The sequence below is a fragment of the Nonomuraea sp. NPDC048826 genome (assembly GCF_043198225.1).
In the GTDB taxonomy this organism is placed as follows: Bacteria; Actinomycetota; Actinomycetes; order Streptosporangiales; family Streptosporangiaceae; genus Nonomuraea.
The window spans coordinates 193,933-208,038 of the sequence record NZ_JBICUQ010000007.1; the positions used below are offsets into that span (position 1 = coordinate 193,933).

Below are 14,106 nucleotides of genomic sequence, written 5' to 3' on the forward strand. Positions count from 1 at the left end.
CCTGATCACTCCAACCGCACCAGCACATCCGTCACCAACGCCTCCGCCGCCGTCACCGCCGGATCAGACACATACACCTCACGCACCTCCGAAACAGCCAACCCCCGCTCACCACACCACGCCAGCACCGCACTCACCGTCAACGAAATCTGGTCATACGGACCCACATGACGAGCAGCCGCGAACCGCCCCCCTTCCAGCACCTCAGCCCGCACCCCCACGCCATCACGCCACCCCTCCCCCTCGACCACCCGCGCCACCGCCACCTCCATCACCTCCTCCATATCCACCGGAAACACCCCGACCAGCCGCACCGGCCCACCACCCCCAACCCCCACCAGCCGCGCCACCGCCGCCGACGTCGCCCGCCCCACCCCCTCCGGACCACCCGCAACCTCCCGCGCCACCAACACCCGCCACGCCGGCTCCGACACCACCGACACCACCGCCGACGGCAACCCCTCCACCAGCACCCGCTCCAACGACGCCAACGTCCGACGCCGCCGCGCCACCTCCGCCTCCAACCCGTCCCGAACCCCCGCCAACACCTCCCACTCCCCCGCCAGCACCCGCCCCACCAGCGACAACGGCACATCCAACGACCGCAACAACCCGATCGCCAACGCCACCCGCGCCTGCGACGCCCGATAAAACCGATAACCCGTCACCGGATCCACCCACGCCGGCACCAGCAACCCCAACGCGTCGTAATGCCGCAACTGCTTCACACTCAACCGGCCCAACCGCGCGAACCGCCCGATCGGCAACAGATCATCATCCACACCCCCAGCATGCGCCCACCCGCCCACGAAAACCCCACCGGGGTTGCACCTCACCCAACGTGAGACCCCAAGCTGGACCCCATGAGCCTCACCGTCGGACACGTGGCCCACCTGGCCGGCATCACCGTGCGCACCCTGCACCACTACGACGAGATCGGCCTGCTCACCCCCCACGAACGCACCCACACCGGATACCGCCGCTACACCGACGACGACCTCACCCGACTCCAGCAAATCCTCCTCTACCGCGAACTCGGCTTCCCCCTCGACGAGATCGCCGCCATCCTCGACGACCCCACCACCGACGAACTCACCCAGCTACGCCGCCAGCACGACCTGCTCACCCGCAAATCCGAACGCCTCAAAGAGATCATCACCGCAGTGGAACGCACGATCGAAGCCCGCACCCGCGGCATCGCCCTCACCCCAGAAGAACGCCTCGAACTCTTCGGCACCTTCACCCCCGAAGACCACGAACCCGAGGCCGAACAACGCTGGGGCGCCCACCCCGCCTACGCCCAGAGCCGCCGCCGCGTCGCCTCCTACACCAAAGCCGACTGGCTGGAACTCTCCGCCGAAGCCGACGCCATCCACCAGGACCTGGCCGCCGCCTGCAAAGCCGGCCTGCCGGCCGACAGCCAAGCCGCCATGGACCTCGCCGAACGGCACCGCGGCCACATCACCCGCTGGTTCTACACCTGCACGTACGAGATCCACCGCGGGCTCGGCGAGCTGTACGTGTCAGATCCGCGCTTCACGGCCACCTACGAGGCGATAGCCCCCGGCCTGGCCGCCTACCTGCGCCTTGCCATCGTTGCGAATGCTGATTGTCGTGAAGAGAGTTGACTGTCCGAATCCACCGGCTTTACTTTGTAGATTCATAAGGTGACAGGCGGCCTAGATCATCGGGCGTGGACTCGGCGTCGGCATCCCGCGCTCCCACCCAGCGGCCACGGCGCCCGGCTTGTGCTTGCCTGGCCCGGCGACGCCGCCGGCGCCCCCCTCACCCCACCCCCGCCCGCCTGCTGCCCGGCACCGCGTTCAGGTCGTGACGGAAGCTTCCCAGTCGATCCGGTACTCGTTCTGCCAGGCCATCTTCGAAGGCAGACGGTCCGCTCCGGGCGCGCGCCGTTGCGGGTGGTCTCCCGCTCGGTGATGAAACCGGCCTTGGCGAGCTGCTGGACCACCATGCAGAGCGAGCCGTGGGTGAAACTCCCGTACCAGGGCATGACGACGGCCACCGCGTGGCGGGAGGCCACGACGGCGGCGGGCGGCTTTCACGGAAGCGCTACTTCTGGTGGATCTGGATCTCGTGGTTGTCGGGCCCGGTGACCTTGGCGTAGGTGCCCCACGGTTCCTCGACCGGGTCGGTGACCTCGGCGCCTCGCGCGCGGAGCTCGGCCACCGTCGCGGCGAGGTCGTCGCAGGCGTAGGTGAGATACGCGCCCTCGCCCGGCTGCTTGCCGAACGTCGCCGCGTCGTGGACGGCGATCGTGGTCTGACCGTTCGGCGGCGTCACCTCGATCCACCGGACGCCGGGCATCATCTCGGCGTCCGTGGTCTTGGCGAACCCGAACGTGTTGACGAAGAAGTCGACGGTCTCCTGCTGGTCGCCGACGTACAGCATGGCCACACCGACATGACTGATCACGAAACCCTCCGCTCCTTCGGGTGACGCCCAGCACCCCGGCCGGACAGGCACCGAGCATAGGGTCCGGCACTGACGGTTCGGCGGTGAACGAGCGGGCCCCTCGCGCGAGACCACCCTCGGAAAACGCCCGGCGAAGAACGTACGCACCGAGCCGGTCAGTTCGCCGAGCCGATCCCCGTCCTGCCCACGGCCTCGTCGTTCACCCGGCCGCCGGCTCACCTGGGACGCCGCGCCCGGCCCTGACCACCCGCGACGTCACATGCCCGATGTGGACCGCGCCGGCTCGGGTAGCCGACGGGCTCGCTCCCCGTCGGTTGTGGTCCCGGCATGGCCGAGGGGGCGCGAGCCGGGTATCCGCCGCCCCGGCGGCACCGGCCGACGTTTATACCGTTGCCGGAATATAACTCATCGAGTATATTCATCGGTATGCGGTTCGACGTGCTGGCCGATCCCGCCCGGCGGCGGATCCTCGATCTGTTGCTGGAGCGGCCCCGTCTGGTCGGGGAGCTCACCGCCGAGCTCGGCCTGTCGCAGCCCGGCACCTCCAAGCACCTGCGGGTGCTGCGCGAGGCGGGCCTCGTCACCGTACGCAAGGACGCCCAGCGCCGCTGGTATGAGCTGAGCCCGCGGCCCCTGGCCGAGATCGACGCCTGGCTCGCCCCGTACCGCGCTCTGTGGACCACCGGCCTGGACCGGCTGGAGCGGCACCTGGAGGCCATGCCCGCGGAGCCGGCGCCCGTTCACCCGACGGAGGACGAATGAACGACCATCTGCTGATCCGTCCCGACGGCCGCACCGAGCTGGTGATGCGGCGCCGCCTGCCGCACCCGCCGGAGAAGGTGTGGCGGGCCGTCACCGAGCCCGAGCACGTCAAGCAGTGGTTCCCGGCCGAGCTCAGCATCGACGGCGACCGCGTCCGCTACGGGTTCGGCCCCGACGGCAGGGTGCTGGAGATCGACCCGCCCCGGCTGTTCGCCCACACCTGGGGCGACGACGAGCTGCGCTGGGAGATCCGCGCCGACGGCGACGGCAGCCTGCTGACCCTGACCCATGTCTTCGGCGACCGGTTCGGCGCGGCCAGCTTCGCCTCCGGCTGGCACACCTGCGTCGCCGCGCTCGCGGCCCTGCTCGACGGCCGCCCGCTGCCCGCCGAGGGCGACATGGCACGGCTGCACGAAGATTACGTGGCCATCCTCGGCCTGACCTCCGGTGAGCTCGCCGGTGGCGGCGTGCGGCTGGAACGGCAGCTCGTCCGCCCCGCCGCCGAGGTCTGGCGGGCTCTCGGCGGTGACGGCGCCGAGGCCGGTTCGCCGCCGCCCGAGCCGTTCACCGTCGCGGGGATGCCGGCGGGGCCGGTCTCGCGCGCCGAACCGGGCAAGATCCTCGAGTACGCGAGCGGGGACGGGACGGTCCGGTGGGAGCTGGGCGAGGGCACCGGTCACGGCGCCCGGCTCGTGCTCACCTGCCCCGGCGACGCCGCCGCCCTGTCGGCCTGCCGGGCCCGGGTCGAACGGCTCGCCGCGGACCTGCTCGCCGATCAGTAGAAGTGCATGACGACCGCCAGGCCGACGAAGTGCATGAGCGCCACCGCGACGAGCAGCGCGACGAAGATGAACTTGGCGGGGCCGTGCTCGAAGTGCTTGCCCTCCTTCAGCGGGGGGAGCTTGGCCTGGCGCTCGGCGATGCGCTCCTCCAGTGACTTGCGGTGAAACACGTGGCTCCCCAGTTTGCGCGGCAGCTTTTTGTACACTAATAGTTAGTGTACAAACCAATCTACCAGGAGCCGCCGGAGGTGGGCACGCGTGAAGCCTGTGACGGAGGCGACAGACCTCCTCGCCCTCGACCGGCAGGTGTGCTTCGCACTCAGCGTCGCCTCCCGCAGCGTGATCAGCCTCTACCGGCCGCTGCTGCAGCCTCTCGGCCTCACCCATCCGCAGTATCTCGCCATGCTCGCCCTGTGGGAGCACGAGCCCCTGTCGGTCAAGGAGCTCGGCGAGCTGCTCCAGCTCGACGCCGGCACCCTGTCGCCCCTGCTCAAACGGCTCCAGGCGCTCGGCTACATCCACCGCGAGCGCAGCAGCGCCGACGAGCGCGCCCTGGTGCTGACCCTCACCCCCGAAGGCCGCCGGCTGCGCGAGCAGGCCGAGAAGATCCCGCCGGCCATCATCGCCCGCCTCGGCATGAGCCTCGACGAGCTGCAGGACCTGCACCAGTCTCTCAGCCGCGTGATCGAGGCCGCCCGCCGCGCCCACCAGGCAGAACGGCCCTGACCCCGGTCAGGCCGCCCGCGCGCCGAGGCAGCAGCAGCGGGGTCGCCAGCAGCAGCACACCGGCCAGTCCGATGGCCGTGCGCGGGCCGAGCAGGCTGCCCAGCACGCCCCAGAGGGCCGTCAGCAGCGCGGTCGCGGTCCTGGTCGTCACCGTCCAGGCCGTCAGCGTGCGGGCGACCCGGCCGGGGGCGGTGCGTTCGAGTCGGCAGGTGGCGTAGACGGGGTTGAAGACCCCGCAGCAGAAGATCAGCCCGAGCTCGACGCCCATCACCAGCAGCAGCCCTCCGGTGCCCGGCTCCAGGAAGGCCAGCCCGACGGGCCAGATCGCGCGCAGCGTCCCGGCCACGACCAGCACCCGATGCCGCCCGTACCGCGCGACGAGCGGCCGGGCCACCCGCGCGCCGGCCAGGCCGCCGATCGCCGGTGCGGCGAAAGCGAGACCGTACTGCCACGGCGCGAACCCCAGCTGCCCGAGCATCAGCACGGCCAGCAGCGCGTCCGTGGCCATCACCAGGCCGTTGAACACGGCGGTGTTGAAGAACAGCGGGCGCAGCGTCGCGTCGGCGAGGATGAACCGCCAGCCGTCGAACAGGTCCCCGGCCCGCGGCCGGGCGGCCTCCCGGCGCTCGGGCAGGGGCTCCCTGCCGCCCATTGCGCCGACGCCCAGGGCCGAGAGCAGGTAACTGACGGCGTCGGCCAGCACCGTCACCACCGGGCCGAGGAGCCCGATGGCCGCGCCGCCCAGCGGCGGCCCGATGATCGTGGTCGTCCAGGTCGTGGACTCGAACCGGGCGTTGGCGACGAGCAGATGCCCGGCCGGCAGCAGCGTCTTCAGGTACGCGCCGGAGGCGGCGCGGAAGGTGATGTCGGCCGCCGCGACGACCACCGACACCAGCAGGAGCTGCACGAAGGAGAGCACACCGAGCGCGAACGCGGCGGGGACCGTCAGCAGCGCCGCGAACCGCACCAGGTCCGCCCCGATCAGCACCGGCCGCTTGCGGCGGACCTCCACCCGCGGGCCGAGCGGCACCGCCAAGGCCGCGCCTGCCAGGGCTCCCACCGAGGACAACGCCGCCACCTGCGCCGGACCGGCGTGCAGCACCTGGATGGCGATCAGCGGGAACGCCCCGAAGGCGAGCCAGGTGCCGAGCGCGCTGGTCCCGTACGCGGCCCACAGCCACCCGAACGGCCGCCCCAGCCGGTGCCCTCCCCCCATGCCCCACGCTCCCTCACACAACCGATCAGCGATCGGAAGCATCCAAGCGTGCGACGGAGCAGGAGATCAAACAACCGTCGGGCTACCCGGCCACAACCGGCCGTTGTACCTCTAGAGTGTGTCCGCATGGACCTCGACACCGTCAGGACCTTCGTCGCCGCCGCCGACGCGGGGCGGTTCCAGGACGCCGCCGCCGAGCTGGCGATCACCCAGCAGGCCGTCTCCAAGCGCATCGCCGCGCTGGAACGCACCCTCGGCGCGCGGCTGTTCACCCGCACCCCGCGCGGCGCCGAGCTGACCATCGACGGGCAGGCGTTCCTGCCCCACGCCCGCGAACTGCTACGGGTCGCCGAGCGCGCGGTCGCCTCCGTCCGCGCCGGCAGCCGCGCGCTGCGCGTCGACGTGATCGCCTCCCGCGGCGCGGCCTCAGGCCTGCTGCGCGGCTTCCACCGGGCGCATCCCGAGATCGACCTCGACGTGGTGATGCTGTTCGACATCGAGACGGCCGTCGCCGCCATCCGGGCGGGCACGATCGACGCGTCCTTCCGCGCCGTCACCGCGCCCGGCCGGCCCCTGCCCGAAGACATCGAGTCCGTACGGGTGCTCGACGAGCCGCTCCAGCTCCTCACCGGACCCGCCCACGCGCTGGCGTCGGCCCGGTCGGTGACCCTGGCCCAGCTCACCGGGCACCGGATCTGGATGCCCGGCATCGTCCCCGGCACCGAGTGGGCCGCCTACTACGACGACCTCGTCGCCGAGTTCGGCCTCACCATCGAGGCGACCGGCCCCAACTTCGGCTCCGACGCGCTCCTGGACACCGTCGCCGACACCCCGGCCCTGGCCACCTTCATGGGCGGGCACACCCGTCTCGTCTGGCCCGCCGGGCACGGCCTGCGCCGCATCCCGGTGACCGGCCCGACGCCCGTCTACCCGCACTCGCTCCTGTGGCGCCGCGACAACCCCCACCCGGCGCTGGCCACCCTGCGCGCCCACCTGGCCGCCGCGTCCCCCGGCCACGGCGCCGCCGGCACCTGGACCCCGTCCTGGGTCAACCCGCGGTAAGCCGGCGGGAGCGTCCGCAAGGGTGGGTGGTGCTGCCGTTGTGCCCGGGGAACTCGGCCGGCCCGGCGCGCATCCGACTCCCCAGGCACTCTCAGCCGGATCAGGCCGTACGGGACTCTCAGGCGGTCAGGCCGAGGGCGGCGGCGGTGGCGGCGCGAGCCCGGGGCGGCGACGTCAGCAGATCGGTCGAATCCGACAACTGGTCCACGCAGCCCGCCACCGGCAGGCCCCGCACCCGCGGATCCGACACCTCCCCCAGCAGCGCCGCAGCGAACCGCTCCCCGCCGATCACCTCGAACGGCCGGTCGTGGAACCCGCGCACCCCCTCGTCCAGCCGGATCGCCAGCCCCACCCGGTTCTGCAGCGCGGCCAGCCGCCGGTAGGCCGCCGACAACCCCTCCTGGCGCTGCCGCCACGACCGGGCCGCCAGCGCCATGCCCAGCGCCTCCCCCAGCTCCGCCGAGCCCGGCATCCTGGCCAGCGCGCTGCCGAGCCACTTGGCGTACGGCGGGTAGCGCCGCCGCAGCAGCAGCGCCAGCCGCATCACCTCCCGCACCAGCCGCGCCCCCTCCACCGCCGACCCGAGCTCGTCGCCCACCTCGCCGCACCGGCCGACGAACGCCTCCTCCTCGGCGATCCGCCGCCACTGGCAGGCCAGGACGTACCGCCACACGTCCTCCGGATACCAGCGCAGCAGCCGCCGCGCCGCCTCCAGCCCTCCCGTCCCCGGCCCGCCCTCGCTCGCGGGCGACGGCAGCCCGTCGTGGAACACCTCTCCCTGGGTCACCTCGGCCAGGCGCTGCCACGGCACCGCCAGCCAGTCCAGCAGCGTCACCCCGCGCCGCGGGTCGAACCCGAGCCGGCCGGACAGCCACGCCCCCAGCTCGGTCACCACCACCCCGGGCCGCCGCTCCCCCCAATAGTCGAACACCGTCGGATGGCCCCGGAACCGTTCCGGCAGCCCGGCGGCCACCCGCGCCTCCACCTCGGCCACCAGCCCCTCGGGCACGAACACCAGCACGCGCGGCCCCCAGTCGTGGTCGGCGGAACGACTGGTGTCGAACGCCAGCACCTCCGACCCGGGGCCGATCAGCGCGGCACTATGCGGAACACCGGCGACGAGCGGCGCCACGACCTCACCGTAGAAGGCGCGGGACAACTCGATACCAGGCACGAAATCGGACATCACGCCGTCCACTGTGCCTGACCTTCCGGCCAACCTCATCCGAATTAACCGCCGTACGAAAGCAGGTACGAGGGCAGGTACGAGGCAGGTACGAGGGCAGGCCGGCAGGGGTCAGAACGGGTAGCGGGGCGGCTCGCCGCGCATGGTGATCCACCGGGTCTCAGTGAAGGCCTCGATGTTGGCCGCCGCGCCGCCGAACCGCGCCCCGGTGCCGGACGCCCGCACGCCGCCGAAGGGCGCGTTGGCCTCGTCGTTCACCGTCTGGTCGTTGATGTGCACGATGCCGGTCGGGATCTGCTCGGCCACGGCCAGGCCGCGCATCACGTCCCGGGTGACGATGCCCAGCGACAGGCCGTACTCGCCGGCGGCGGCCAGCTTGACCGCCTCCTCCACCGAGGAGACGGGCGTCACCGGCGCGACCGGGCCGAAGACCTCCTCGGCGAACGCGGGCGCGGTCAGCGGCACGTCGGCCAGCACGGTCGGCCGGTAGAACAGCCGGTCGTAGGTGCCGCCCGAGGCCAGCCGCGCCCCCTGCTCCACGCTGGCGGTGACCATGCCGTGGATCTTGTCGCGCTGCCCGGCGTCGATCACCGGGCCCAGCGCCACCTCGCCCGCGGCAGGGTCGCCGACCGGCAGCGCGCCGGCCTTGGCGGCCAGGCCCTCCACGAACGCGTCGTACAGGCGGCCGGAGACCAGGTGGCGGCCGGTGGTCATGCAGATCTGCCCCTGGTGGAAGAAGGAGCCCCAGGCGGCCAGGTTCACCGCGGCGTCCACGTCGGCGTCGTCCAGCACCAGTAGCGCGGAGTTGCCGCCGAGCTCCAGGTGGGCACGCTTGAGGTGCTTGCCGGCCAGCTCGCCGATGCGCCGGCCCACGGCGGTGGAGCCGGTGAAGGAGATCACCCGCACGTGCGGGTCGGCGATCAGCGCCTCGCCCACGTCCGGGCCGCCCGGCAGCATCTGCAGCACGCCCGGCGGCAGCCCCGCCTCCTCGAACACGCGGGCCATCAGCGTGCCGCCGGTGACGGCGGTGCGCGGGTCGGGCTTGAGGATGACCGCGTTGCCCAGCGCCAGCGCCGGGGCCACGGACCGGATACCGAGGATGATCGGCACGTTGAACGGCGCGATCACCGCCACCACCCCGGCCGGCAGGCGGCGGGCCATGGACAGGCGCGGCTGCTCCGACGGCAGCACCTCGCCGATCGCCCGGCCGGGCAGCGTGGCCGCCTCGTAGCACTCCTCGGCCGCCACGTGCAGCGCGAACCCGGCCATGCCGGGCACCGCGCCGACCTCGCGGACGTTCCAGCCGCTGATCTCCTCGCCGTGCGCCTGCCACAGGTCCCCGGCCTTGCGCAGGACGGCGGCGCGGGCGGTGTGCGGCAGCGCGGCCCACTCCGCCTGCGCGGCGGCGGCGCTCGCGGCGGCCTCGGCGACGTCCTCGGGGGCGGCCCGCCCCATCCGGCCGAGCTCGCCGCCGGTGGCGGGCTCGACGACCGCGTAGTCGCCGCCGCGCCCGGACGTCCACGCGCCGTTCTTGAAGATGTTCCCCTGCCAGTCGACGGTCTCGAGCAGTGCCACGGGCCCTTCCCCTTTCTCCATGTCGTCTCGCTCTCGGATGGTGTGTCAGTGGTTCATGCCCGTATGCCCGGCCGAGATGACCGGGCGGGGCAGCGGCGGGGTCAGCCGTTCGACCAGGCGCGCCGCGGCCCGACAGCCCCGTCAGGCCCTTGCCGCTCGCCCCGCCCAGGCTGCCGACCCGCACCACCAGCAGCCGGTACACCTCCGCGATCACCCACGTGCCCACCGCGAAGTAGTCGCCGCGCAGCCGGAAGGCCGGCCACGAGGTCGGCAGCGCGAACACCACGCAGGTGAGCGCGGCCAGCGGCACCGCCAGATGGGGCTGCACACCCAGTTCCGCCAGCGCGACCAGACTGTACGCGCCGATCCCGATGTAAGTCTGCCGCCCCACCGACACCAGGCCGCCGAACCCCGCCAGCAGGTTCCACATGCCGGCCAGCGCGACCAGCACGAACAGGTTGATCAGGGTGTCGGTGACCGTGCTGAACACCAGGAACGGCAGCGCCGCCGGCACTGCCGCCGAGGCCGCCGGCACCAGCGCCGACACCTGCGAAGTCCAGTGGATCACCGTCCGCGACGAACCCCGGCCGTACTCCTTCCGAAGCTAGCCACATTTGGCTAGCGCCTCGTATCAAGGTACGCTCCTCACACCCCGACTGACCAAATTTGGCTAGCTGAGCCCGCGGGAGCGCCATGAAATCGGTACGGCTACTGGTCCTGGGCGCACTGCGCAGGCGCGGACGCGCCCACGGCTACCAGATTCGCGCCGACCTCGAGTCCTGGGGCGCCCACGAATGGTCCACCGCCACCTCAGGCTCGGTCTACCACGCACTCAAGAGCATGGCCCGCCGCGGCCTCCTCCTGACCCACGAAACCGTCCCCTCCGAAGCCGGCGGCCCACCCCGCATCGAATACGAACTGACCGGCGAAGGCGAACAGGAATACCTCACCCTCCTGAGCCAGGCACTCGCCGACCGCGAACCCAGCCTCGACGTCCTGTGCGCCGCCGTCGGCCTCATCGAGGACCTCCCCCGCGACCACGCCCTGCGCATGCTGCGCCGACGCGCCCAGGCCATGCACGAATGGCGCACCAGCATCACCGCACACCTGCCCGCCGACGCCGACCTGGACGCCTGGGGCCCGGTCGGCGAGGTCCTCGCCCTCTGGCTCACCACCGCCGACACCGGCGCCCAATGGACCCACCGGCTCATCAGCCGCCTGGAAGACGGCGCCTTCACCATGGCCGGTGAAGACCCCCCGTAACGACCGGAACGGAGACACCCATGGCCGGCGAGATCGCCATCCCGCTCCTCCCCTGCCGCGACATCGACGAGATCGCCGCGTTCTACACCATGCTCGGCTTCACCCAGATCTACCGCCAGATCCGCCCCAACCCGTACATCTCATTCCAACGCGAAGACCTCCGACTGGGCTTCTTCGGCATGCCCGAGTTCAAACCCGAGGACTCCTACGGAACCTGCCTGGTCGTCGTGCCCGACCCCGGCGAACTCTTCGAAGCCTTCGCCGCCGGCATGCGCCAGGCCCACGGCAAACTCCTCGTCTCCGGGATCCCCCGGATCACCCGCCCCCGCAAACGCAAGAACGCCGACAACCACTCCGGCTTCTCCGTCATCGACCCCGGCGGCAATTGGATCAGGATCATGGCCGCCAAACCCGCCCCCGAGGCGAAGGAAGAACCCTCCGGCAAGCTCACCAAGAGCCTGAACAGCGCCGTCGTGATGGGCGACTCCAAGGGCGACCACGTACGGGCGGCCCAGATCCTCGACGGCGCACTCGAACGCGATCAGAACTCCGCGACGACCGGCGAGCTCCTCCGCGCGCTGACCTACCGCACCGAACTCGCCCTGCGCGCCGACGATCCCGCCGCCGCCCGCGACGCCCTCACCCGCGCCCGCGCGCTCACCCTCTCCCAGACCCAGCGCGACGAACTCGCCGACTCTCTCGCTGTTCTTGAGGATTCTGAGAATGGCTTACGTGGGTTGTGACACCCCACGCCCTTTACATTGTAGATTTCTAAGTGCTCACGTACGAGGCCAGCACCGGCCGCAGCCGATACCCGAGGCGCTCGTACACGGCGATGGCCGCGGCGTTGTCGTCGTCCACCATCAGCGACGCGCGCCCGTACGACGCCACCAGCTCCCCCGTGACCCATCGGCACACCCGCTCGGCCAGCCCTCTCCCCCGGAACGCGGCCGCCGTCGCCACCCCCGCCAGCAGCCCCACCGACGGAGCCGGCCACGCGTCGGCCGCCACCGACGCCAGCACGCCGCCCACCCGCAGCCCCGCCCACCGGCGCACACCCGCGAACCCGGGCGCCGCGTACGAGTCGGGAGCGTCGGCCGCCAGCAACCCGGCCACCTCCCCCTCGGCCTCAGGAGACAGCCACCCCACATCGCAGTCCCCCACTCCGGGCCGCTCCCCCGCGGGGGCCTGGGCCTTCTCGGCGGGCAGGTTCATCCAGGAGAACTCGCCCGCCACGTGCAGCCCGTCCACTTTCGCCGTCACCCACGCCAGCAGCTCCCGGTCGCCCCACGGCCGGTAGGCGGGCCCCAGCTCGGCCAGCGCGTGCCGGACCAGCTCCACCGCGTCGGCGGCGTCCCCCCACACCGCCAGCCGGTCACGCCGCGACACCGCCGGCGCGGCGGTCACCACCGCGCCGCCCGACGCCCACGCCCGCGCCCGAGCCGGCCCCGCCGGCGACCCGAGGTCCTGGGCGTTCCAGACCATCAGGTCGTCGTCGCCGCACGCGGACCGCAGCTCGGCGAGCGAGACCAGCTCGTGGATCACAGAATCGCGCCCGGGCGGTAGGCCGCCGCCTCCGGGTGCTCGGCCGCCACGCGGCCCACCTGCTCCGCCACGGACCGCACCTGGCCCGCGGCGGCGCCGGTGAACGACACGCGGTCGGCCAGCAGCGCGTCGAGCGCCGGCCGGTCCAGCGGGAAGCGCTCGTCACCGGCCAGCCGGTCGAGCAGCTCGTTGGCGGCGCCGCTCTGCCGCATCGCCAGCGCCGCCGCCACCGCGTGCTCCTTGATCAGCTCATGGGCGCGCTCGCGCCCCATCCCGGCGCGGACCGCGGCCATCAGCATCTTGGTCGTGGCCAGGAACGGCAGGTAGCGGTCGAGCTCGGCGGAGATGACGGCCGGGAAGGCGCCGAACTCGTCGAGCACCGTCAGCATGGTCTCGACCAGGCCGTCGAAGGCGAAGAACGCGTCGGGCAGCGCCACCCGGCGCACCACCGAGCAGGACACGTCGCCCTCGTTCCACTGGTCGCCGGCCAGCTCCCCCACCATGGAGGCGTAGCCGCGCAGCACCACGGCCAGGCCGTTGACCCGCTCGCAGGACCGGGTGTTCATCTTGTGGGGCATGGCCGACGAGCCGACCTGGCCCTCCTTGAAGCCCTCGGTGACCAGCTCGTGGCCGGCCATCAGCCGGATCGTCCTGGCCAGCGACGACGGGGCGGCGGCGAGCTGCACCAGCGCGGTGACGACCTCGAAGTCGAGCGAGCGCGGGTAGACCTGGCCGACGCTGGTCAGCCGGCGCTCGAACCCGAGGTGGGCCGAGACGCGCTCCTCCAGCTCGGCCAGCTTGGCGTCGTCGCCGCCGAGCAGGTCGAGCATGTCCTGGGCGGTGCCGACGGGGCCCTTGATGCCGCGCAGCGGGTAGCGGGCGATCAGCTCGTCCAGCCGCCGGTAGGCCACCAGCAGCTCGTCGGCGGCGCCGGCGAAGCGCTTGCCGAGGGTGGTGGCCTGGGCGGCGACGTTGTGGGAGCGGCCGGCCATCACGGTCGCCTCGTGGCGGGCGGCGAGCTCGGCCAGACGGGCCAGCAGCGCCACCACGCGGTCGCGGACCAGCAGGAGGCTGTCGCGGATCTGGAGCTGCTCGACGTTCTCGGTCAGGTCGCGCGAGGTCATGCCCTTGTGCACCTGCTCGTGCCCGGCCAGCGCGTTGAACTCCTCGATGCGCGCCTTGACGTCGTGCCGGCTCACCCGCTCCCGCGCGGCGATCGACTCCAGGTCGACCTGGCCGACGACCTTCTCGTAGTCGCCGATCGCGCCCTCCGGCACCGTCACGCCCAGCTCGGCCTGGGCGCGCAGCACGGCCAGCCACAGCCGCCGCTCGGCGATCACCTTGTGCTCGGGGGACCACAGGCGGGCCAGCTCCGCGGAGGCGTATCGAGCGGCCAGGACGTCGGGGATGCGCGGCTTGGAAGTCACGTTGGACAAGTGTATGGGCAGGTGCGCGGCCTGCACCGCACAGGGTGGTATCAGTGCTACCACTCTTGGCGTGACAGCGATATCGAATCAGTGTTATCGTCGAAACTGTTAGCACTGGAACACCGGGAA

16 protein-coding genes and 1 pseudogene are annotated in these 14,106 nt (G+C 72.2%); 8 read left to right on the forward strand and 9 right to left on the reverse strand.

Annotation, left to right across the window (positions count from 1 at the left end; all coding sequences use genetic code 11):
- Positions 1–5: 5 nt before the first annotated feature.
- Positions 6–782 (reverse strand): GyrI-like domain-containing protein, encoded by a 777-nt coding sequence (locus ACGFI7_RS25780; protein WP_393409084.1) that lies wholly within the window; start codon positions 780–782, stop codon positions 6–8.
- Positions 783–863: 81 nt separating this feature from the next.
- Between ACGFI7_RS25780 and ACGFI7_RS25785 the strand changes: the two genes are divergently transcribed.
- Positions 864–1,628, forward strand: a complete 765-nt coding sequence (locus ACGFI7_RS25785) for a MerR family transcriptional regulator (protein ID WP_393409086.1) — start codon at positions 864–866, stop codon at positions 1,626–1,628.
- 442 nt (positions 1,629–2,070) lie between these two features.
- Here ACGFI7_RS25785 and ACGFI7_RS25790 read toward each other — a convergent pair whose 3' ends face one another.
- Complete coding sequence (locus tag ACGFI7_RS25790) at positions 2,071–2,433, reverse strand: VOC family protein (RefSeq protein ID WP_393409087.1); 363 nt, start codon at positions 2,431–2,433, stop codon at positions 2,071–2,073.
- Between the two features lie 426 nt (positions 2,434–2,859).
- Between ACGFI7_RS25790 and ACGFI7_RS25795 the strand changes: the two genes are divergently transcribed.
- A complete protein-coding gene (locus ACGFI7_RS25795; RefSeq protein ID WP_393409088.1) occupies positions 2,860–3,195 on the forward strand; it encodes an ArsR/SmtB family transcription factor in 336 nt (111 codons plus the stop codon).
- Positions 3,192–3,977 (forward strand): SRPBCC family protein, encoded by a 786-nt coding sequence (locus ACGFI7_RS25800; RefSeq protein WP_393409090.1) that lies wholly within the window; start codon positions 3,192–3,194, stop codon positions 3,975–3,977. The genes ACGFI7_RS25795 and ACGFI7_RS25800 overlap by 4 nt, the downstream gene beginning before the upstream one ends.
- On the opposite strand, the gene ACGFI7_RS25805 is transcribed toward ACGFI7_RS25800, so the two are convergent.
- Positions 3,971–4,183 carry a hypothetical protein gene (locus tag ACGFI7_RS25805; RefSeq protein ID WP_393409092.1) on the reverse strand — a complete coding sequence of 71 codons (213 nt, stop codon included), beginning with the start codon at positions 4,181–4,183 and terminating at the stop codon, positions 3,971–3,973. The two genes, ACGFI7_RS25800 and ACGFI7_RS25805, sit on opposite strands and share 7 nt — an antisense overlap.
- 61 nt (positions 4,184–4,244) lie before the next feature.
- On the opposite strand from ACGFI7_RS25805, the gene ACGFI7_RS25810 reads away from it, so the two are divergent.
- Positions 4,245–4,703, forward strand: coding sequence for a MarR family winged helix-turn-helix transcriptional regulator (locus ACGFI7_RS25810; protein ID WP_393409561.1), 459 nt, complete (start codon positions 4,245–4,247; stop codon positions 4,701–4,703).
- Here the strand turns inward: ACGFI7_RS25810 and ACGFI7_RS25815 are convergent.
- Complete coding sequence (locus ACGFI7_RS25815; RefSeq protein ID WP_393409093.1) at positions 4,651–5,919, reverse strand: MFS transporter; 1,269 nt, start codon at positions 5,917–5,919, stop codon at positions 4,651–4,653. The genes ACGFI7_RS25810 and ACGFI7_RS25815 overlap by 53 nt on opposite strands.
- A 126-nt stretch (positions 5,920–6,045) precedes the next feature.
- Here ACGFI7_RS25815 and ACGFI7_RS25820 point away from each other — a divergent pair, with 126 nt between their 5' ends.
- Positions 6,046–6,981, forward strand: a complete 936-nt coding sequence (locus ACGFI7_RS25820; protein WP_393409094.1) for a LysR family transcriptional regulator — start codon at positions 6,046–6,048, stop codon at positions 6,979–6,981.
- A 118-nt stretch (positions 6,982–7,099) separates the two neighbouring features.
- Here ACGFI7_RS25820 and ACGFI7_RS25825 read toward each other — a convergent pair whose 3' ends face one another.
- The 3 genes and pseudogenes from ACGFI7_RS25825 to ACGFI7_RS25835 form a co-directional block, all read right to left on the reverse strand.
- The gene (locus tag ACGFI7_RS25825; RefSeq protein ID WP_393409096.1) at positions 7,100–8,167 is read right to left on the reverse strand and encodes a DUF4037 domain-containing protein; all 1,068 of its coding nucleotides are present in this window, start codon (positions 8,165–8,167) and stop codon (positions 7,100–7,102) included.
- A gap of 111 nt (positions 8,168–8,278) precedes the next feature.
- The gene (locus ACGFI7_RS25830; RefSeq protein WP_393409098.1) at positions 8,279–9,742 is read right to left on the reverse strand and encodes a benzaldehyde dehydrogenase; all 1,464 of its coding nucleotides are present in this window, start codon (positions 9,740–9,742) and stop codon (positions 8,279–8,281) included.
- 232 nt (positions 9,743–9,974) lie between these two features.
- Positions 9,975–10,172: pseudogene (locus ACGFI7_RS25835) on the reverse strand (branched-chain amino acid ABC transporter permease); the annotation flags it as partial.
- Here ACGFI7_RS25835 and ACGFI7_RS25840 point away from each other — a divergent pair.
- The 3 genes from ACGFI7_RS25840 to ACGFI7_RS25850 all read left to right on the forward strand — a co-directional run bounded on the left by ACGFI7_RS25840 (position 10,171) and on the right by ACGFI7_RS25850 (position 11,748).
- Entirely contained in the window at positions 10,171–10,350 is a 180-nt protein-coding gene (locus ACGFI7_RS25840) for a hypothetical protein (protein WP_393409100.1), read from the forward strand. The pseudogene ACGFI7_RS25835 and the gene ACGFI7_RS25840 sit on opposite strands and share 2 nt — an antisense overlap.
- 85 nt (positions 10,351–10,435) lie before the next feature.
- A complete protein-coding gene (locus ACGFI7_RS25845; RefSeq protein WP_393409102.1) occupies positions 10,436–11,005 on the forward strand; it encodes a PadR family transcriptional regulator in 570 nt (189 codons plus the stop codon).
- 20 nt (positions 11,006–11,025) lie between these two features.
- Positions 11,026–11,748, forward strand: a complete 723-nt coding sequence (locus ACGFI7_RS25850) for a VOC family protein (RefSeq protein ID WP_393409104.1) — start codon at positions 11,026–11,028, stop codon at positions 11,746–11,748.
- Between the two features lie 28 nt (positions 11,749–11,776).
- Here ACGFI7_RS25850 and ACGFI7_RS25855 read toward each other — a convergent pair whose 3' ends face one another.
- Positions 11,777–12,550 (reverse strand): GNAT family N-acetyltransferase, encoded by a 774-nt coding sequence (locus tag ACGFI7_RS25855; RefSeq protein ID WP_393409105.1) that lies wholly within the window; start codon positions 12,548–12,550, stop codon positions 11,777–11,779.
- The gene (gene purB, locus ACGFI7_RS25860) at positions 12,547–13,977 is read right to left on the reverse strand and encodes an adenylosuccinate lyase (RefSeq protein WP_393409106.1); all 1,431 of its coding nucleotides are present in this window, start codon (positions 13,975–13,977) and stop codon (positions 12,547–12,549) included. The genes ACGFI7_RS25855 and purB overlap by 4 nt, the downstream gene beginning before the upstream one ends.
- Positions 13,978–14,106: the final 129 nt, after the last annotated feature.

Coding starts and splice junctions, on each gene's coding strand:
- ACGFI7_RS25785 (WP_393409086.1), top strand. CDS start 864: ATGAGCCTCACCGTCGGACACGTGGCCCACCTGGCCGGCATCACCGTG.
- ACGFI7_RS25795 (WP_393409088.1), top strand. CDS start 2,860: ATGCGGTTCGACGTGCTGGCCGATCCCGCCCGGCGGCGGATCCTCGAT.
- ACGFI7_RS25800 (WP_393409090.1), top strand. CDS start 3,192: ATGAACGACCATCTGCTGATCCGTCCCGACGGCCGCACCGAGCTGGTG.
- ACGFI7_RS25815 (WP_393409093.1), bottom strand. CDS start 5,919: ATGGGGGGAGGGCACCGGCTGGGGCGGCCGTTCGGGTGGCTGTGGGCC.
- ACGFI7_RS25820 (WP_393409094.1), top strand. CDS start 6,046: ATGGACCTCGACACCGTCAGGACCTTCGTCGCCGCCGCCGACGCGGGG.
- ACGFI7_RS25825 (WP_393409096.1), bottom strand. CDS start 8,167: ATGTCCGATTTCGTGCCTGGTATCGAGTTGTCCCGCGCCTTCTACGGT.
- ACGFI7_RS25840 (WP_393409100.1), top strand. CDS start 10,171: ATGCCGGCCAGCGCGACCAGCACGAACAGGTTGATCAGGGTGTCGGTG.
- ACGFI7_RS25845 (WP_393409102.1), top strand. CDS start 10,436: ATGAAATCGGTACGGCTACTGGTCCTGGGCGCACTGCGCAGGCGCGGA.
- ACGFI7_RS25850 (WP_393409104.1), top strand. CDS start 11,026: ATGGCCGGCGAGATCGCCATCCCGCTCCTCCCCTGCCGCGACATCGAC.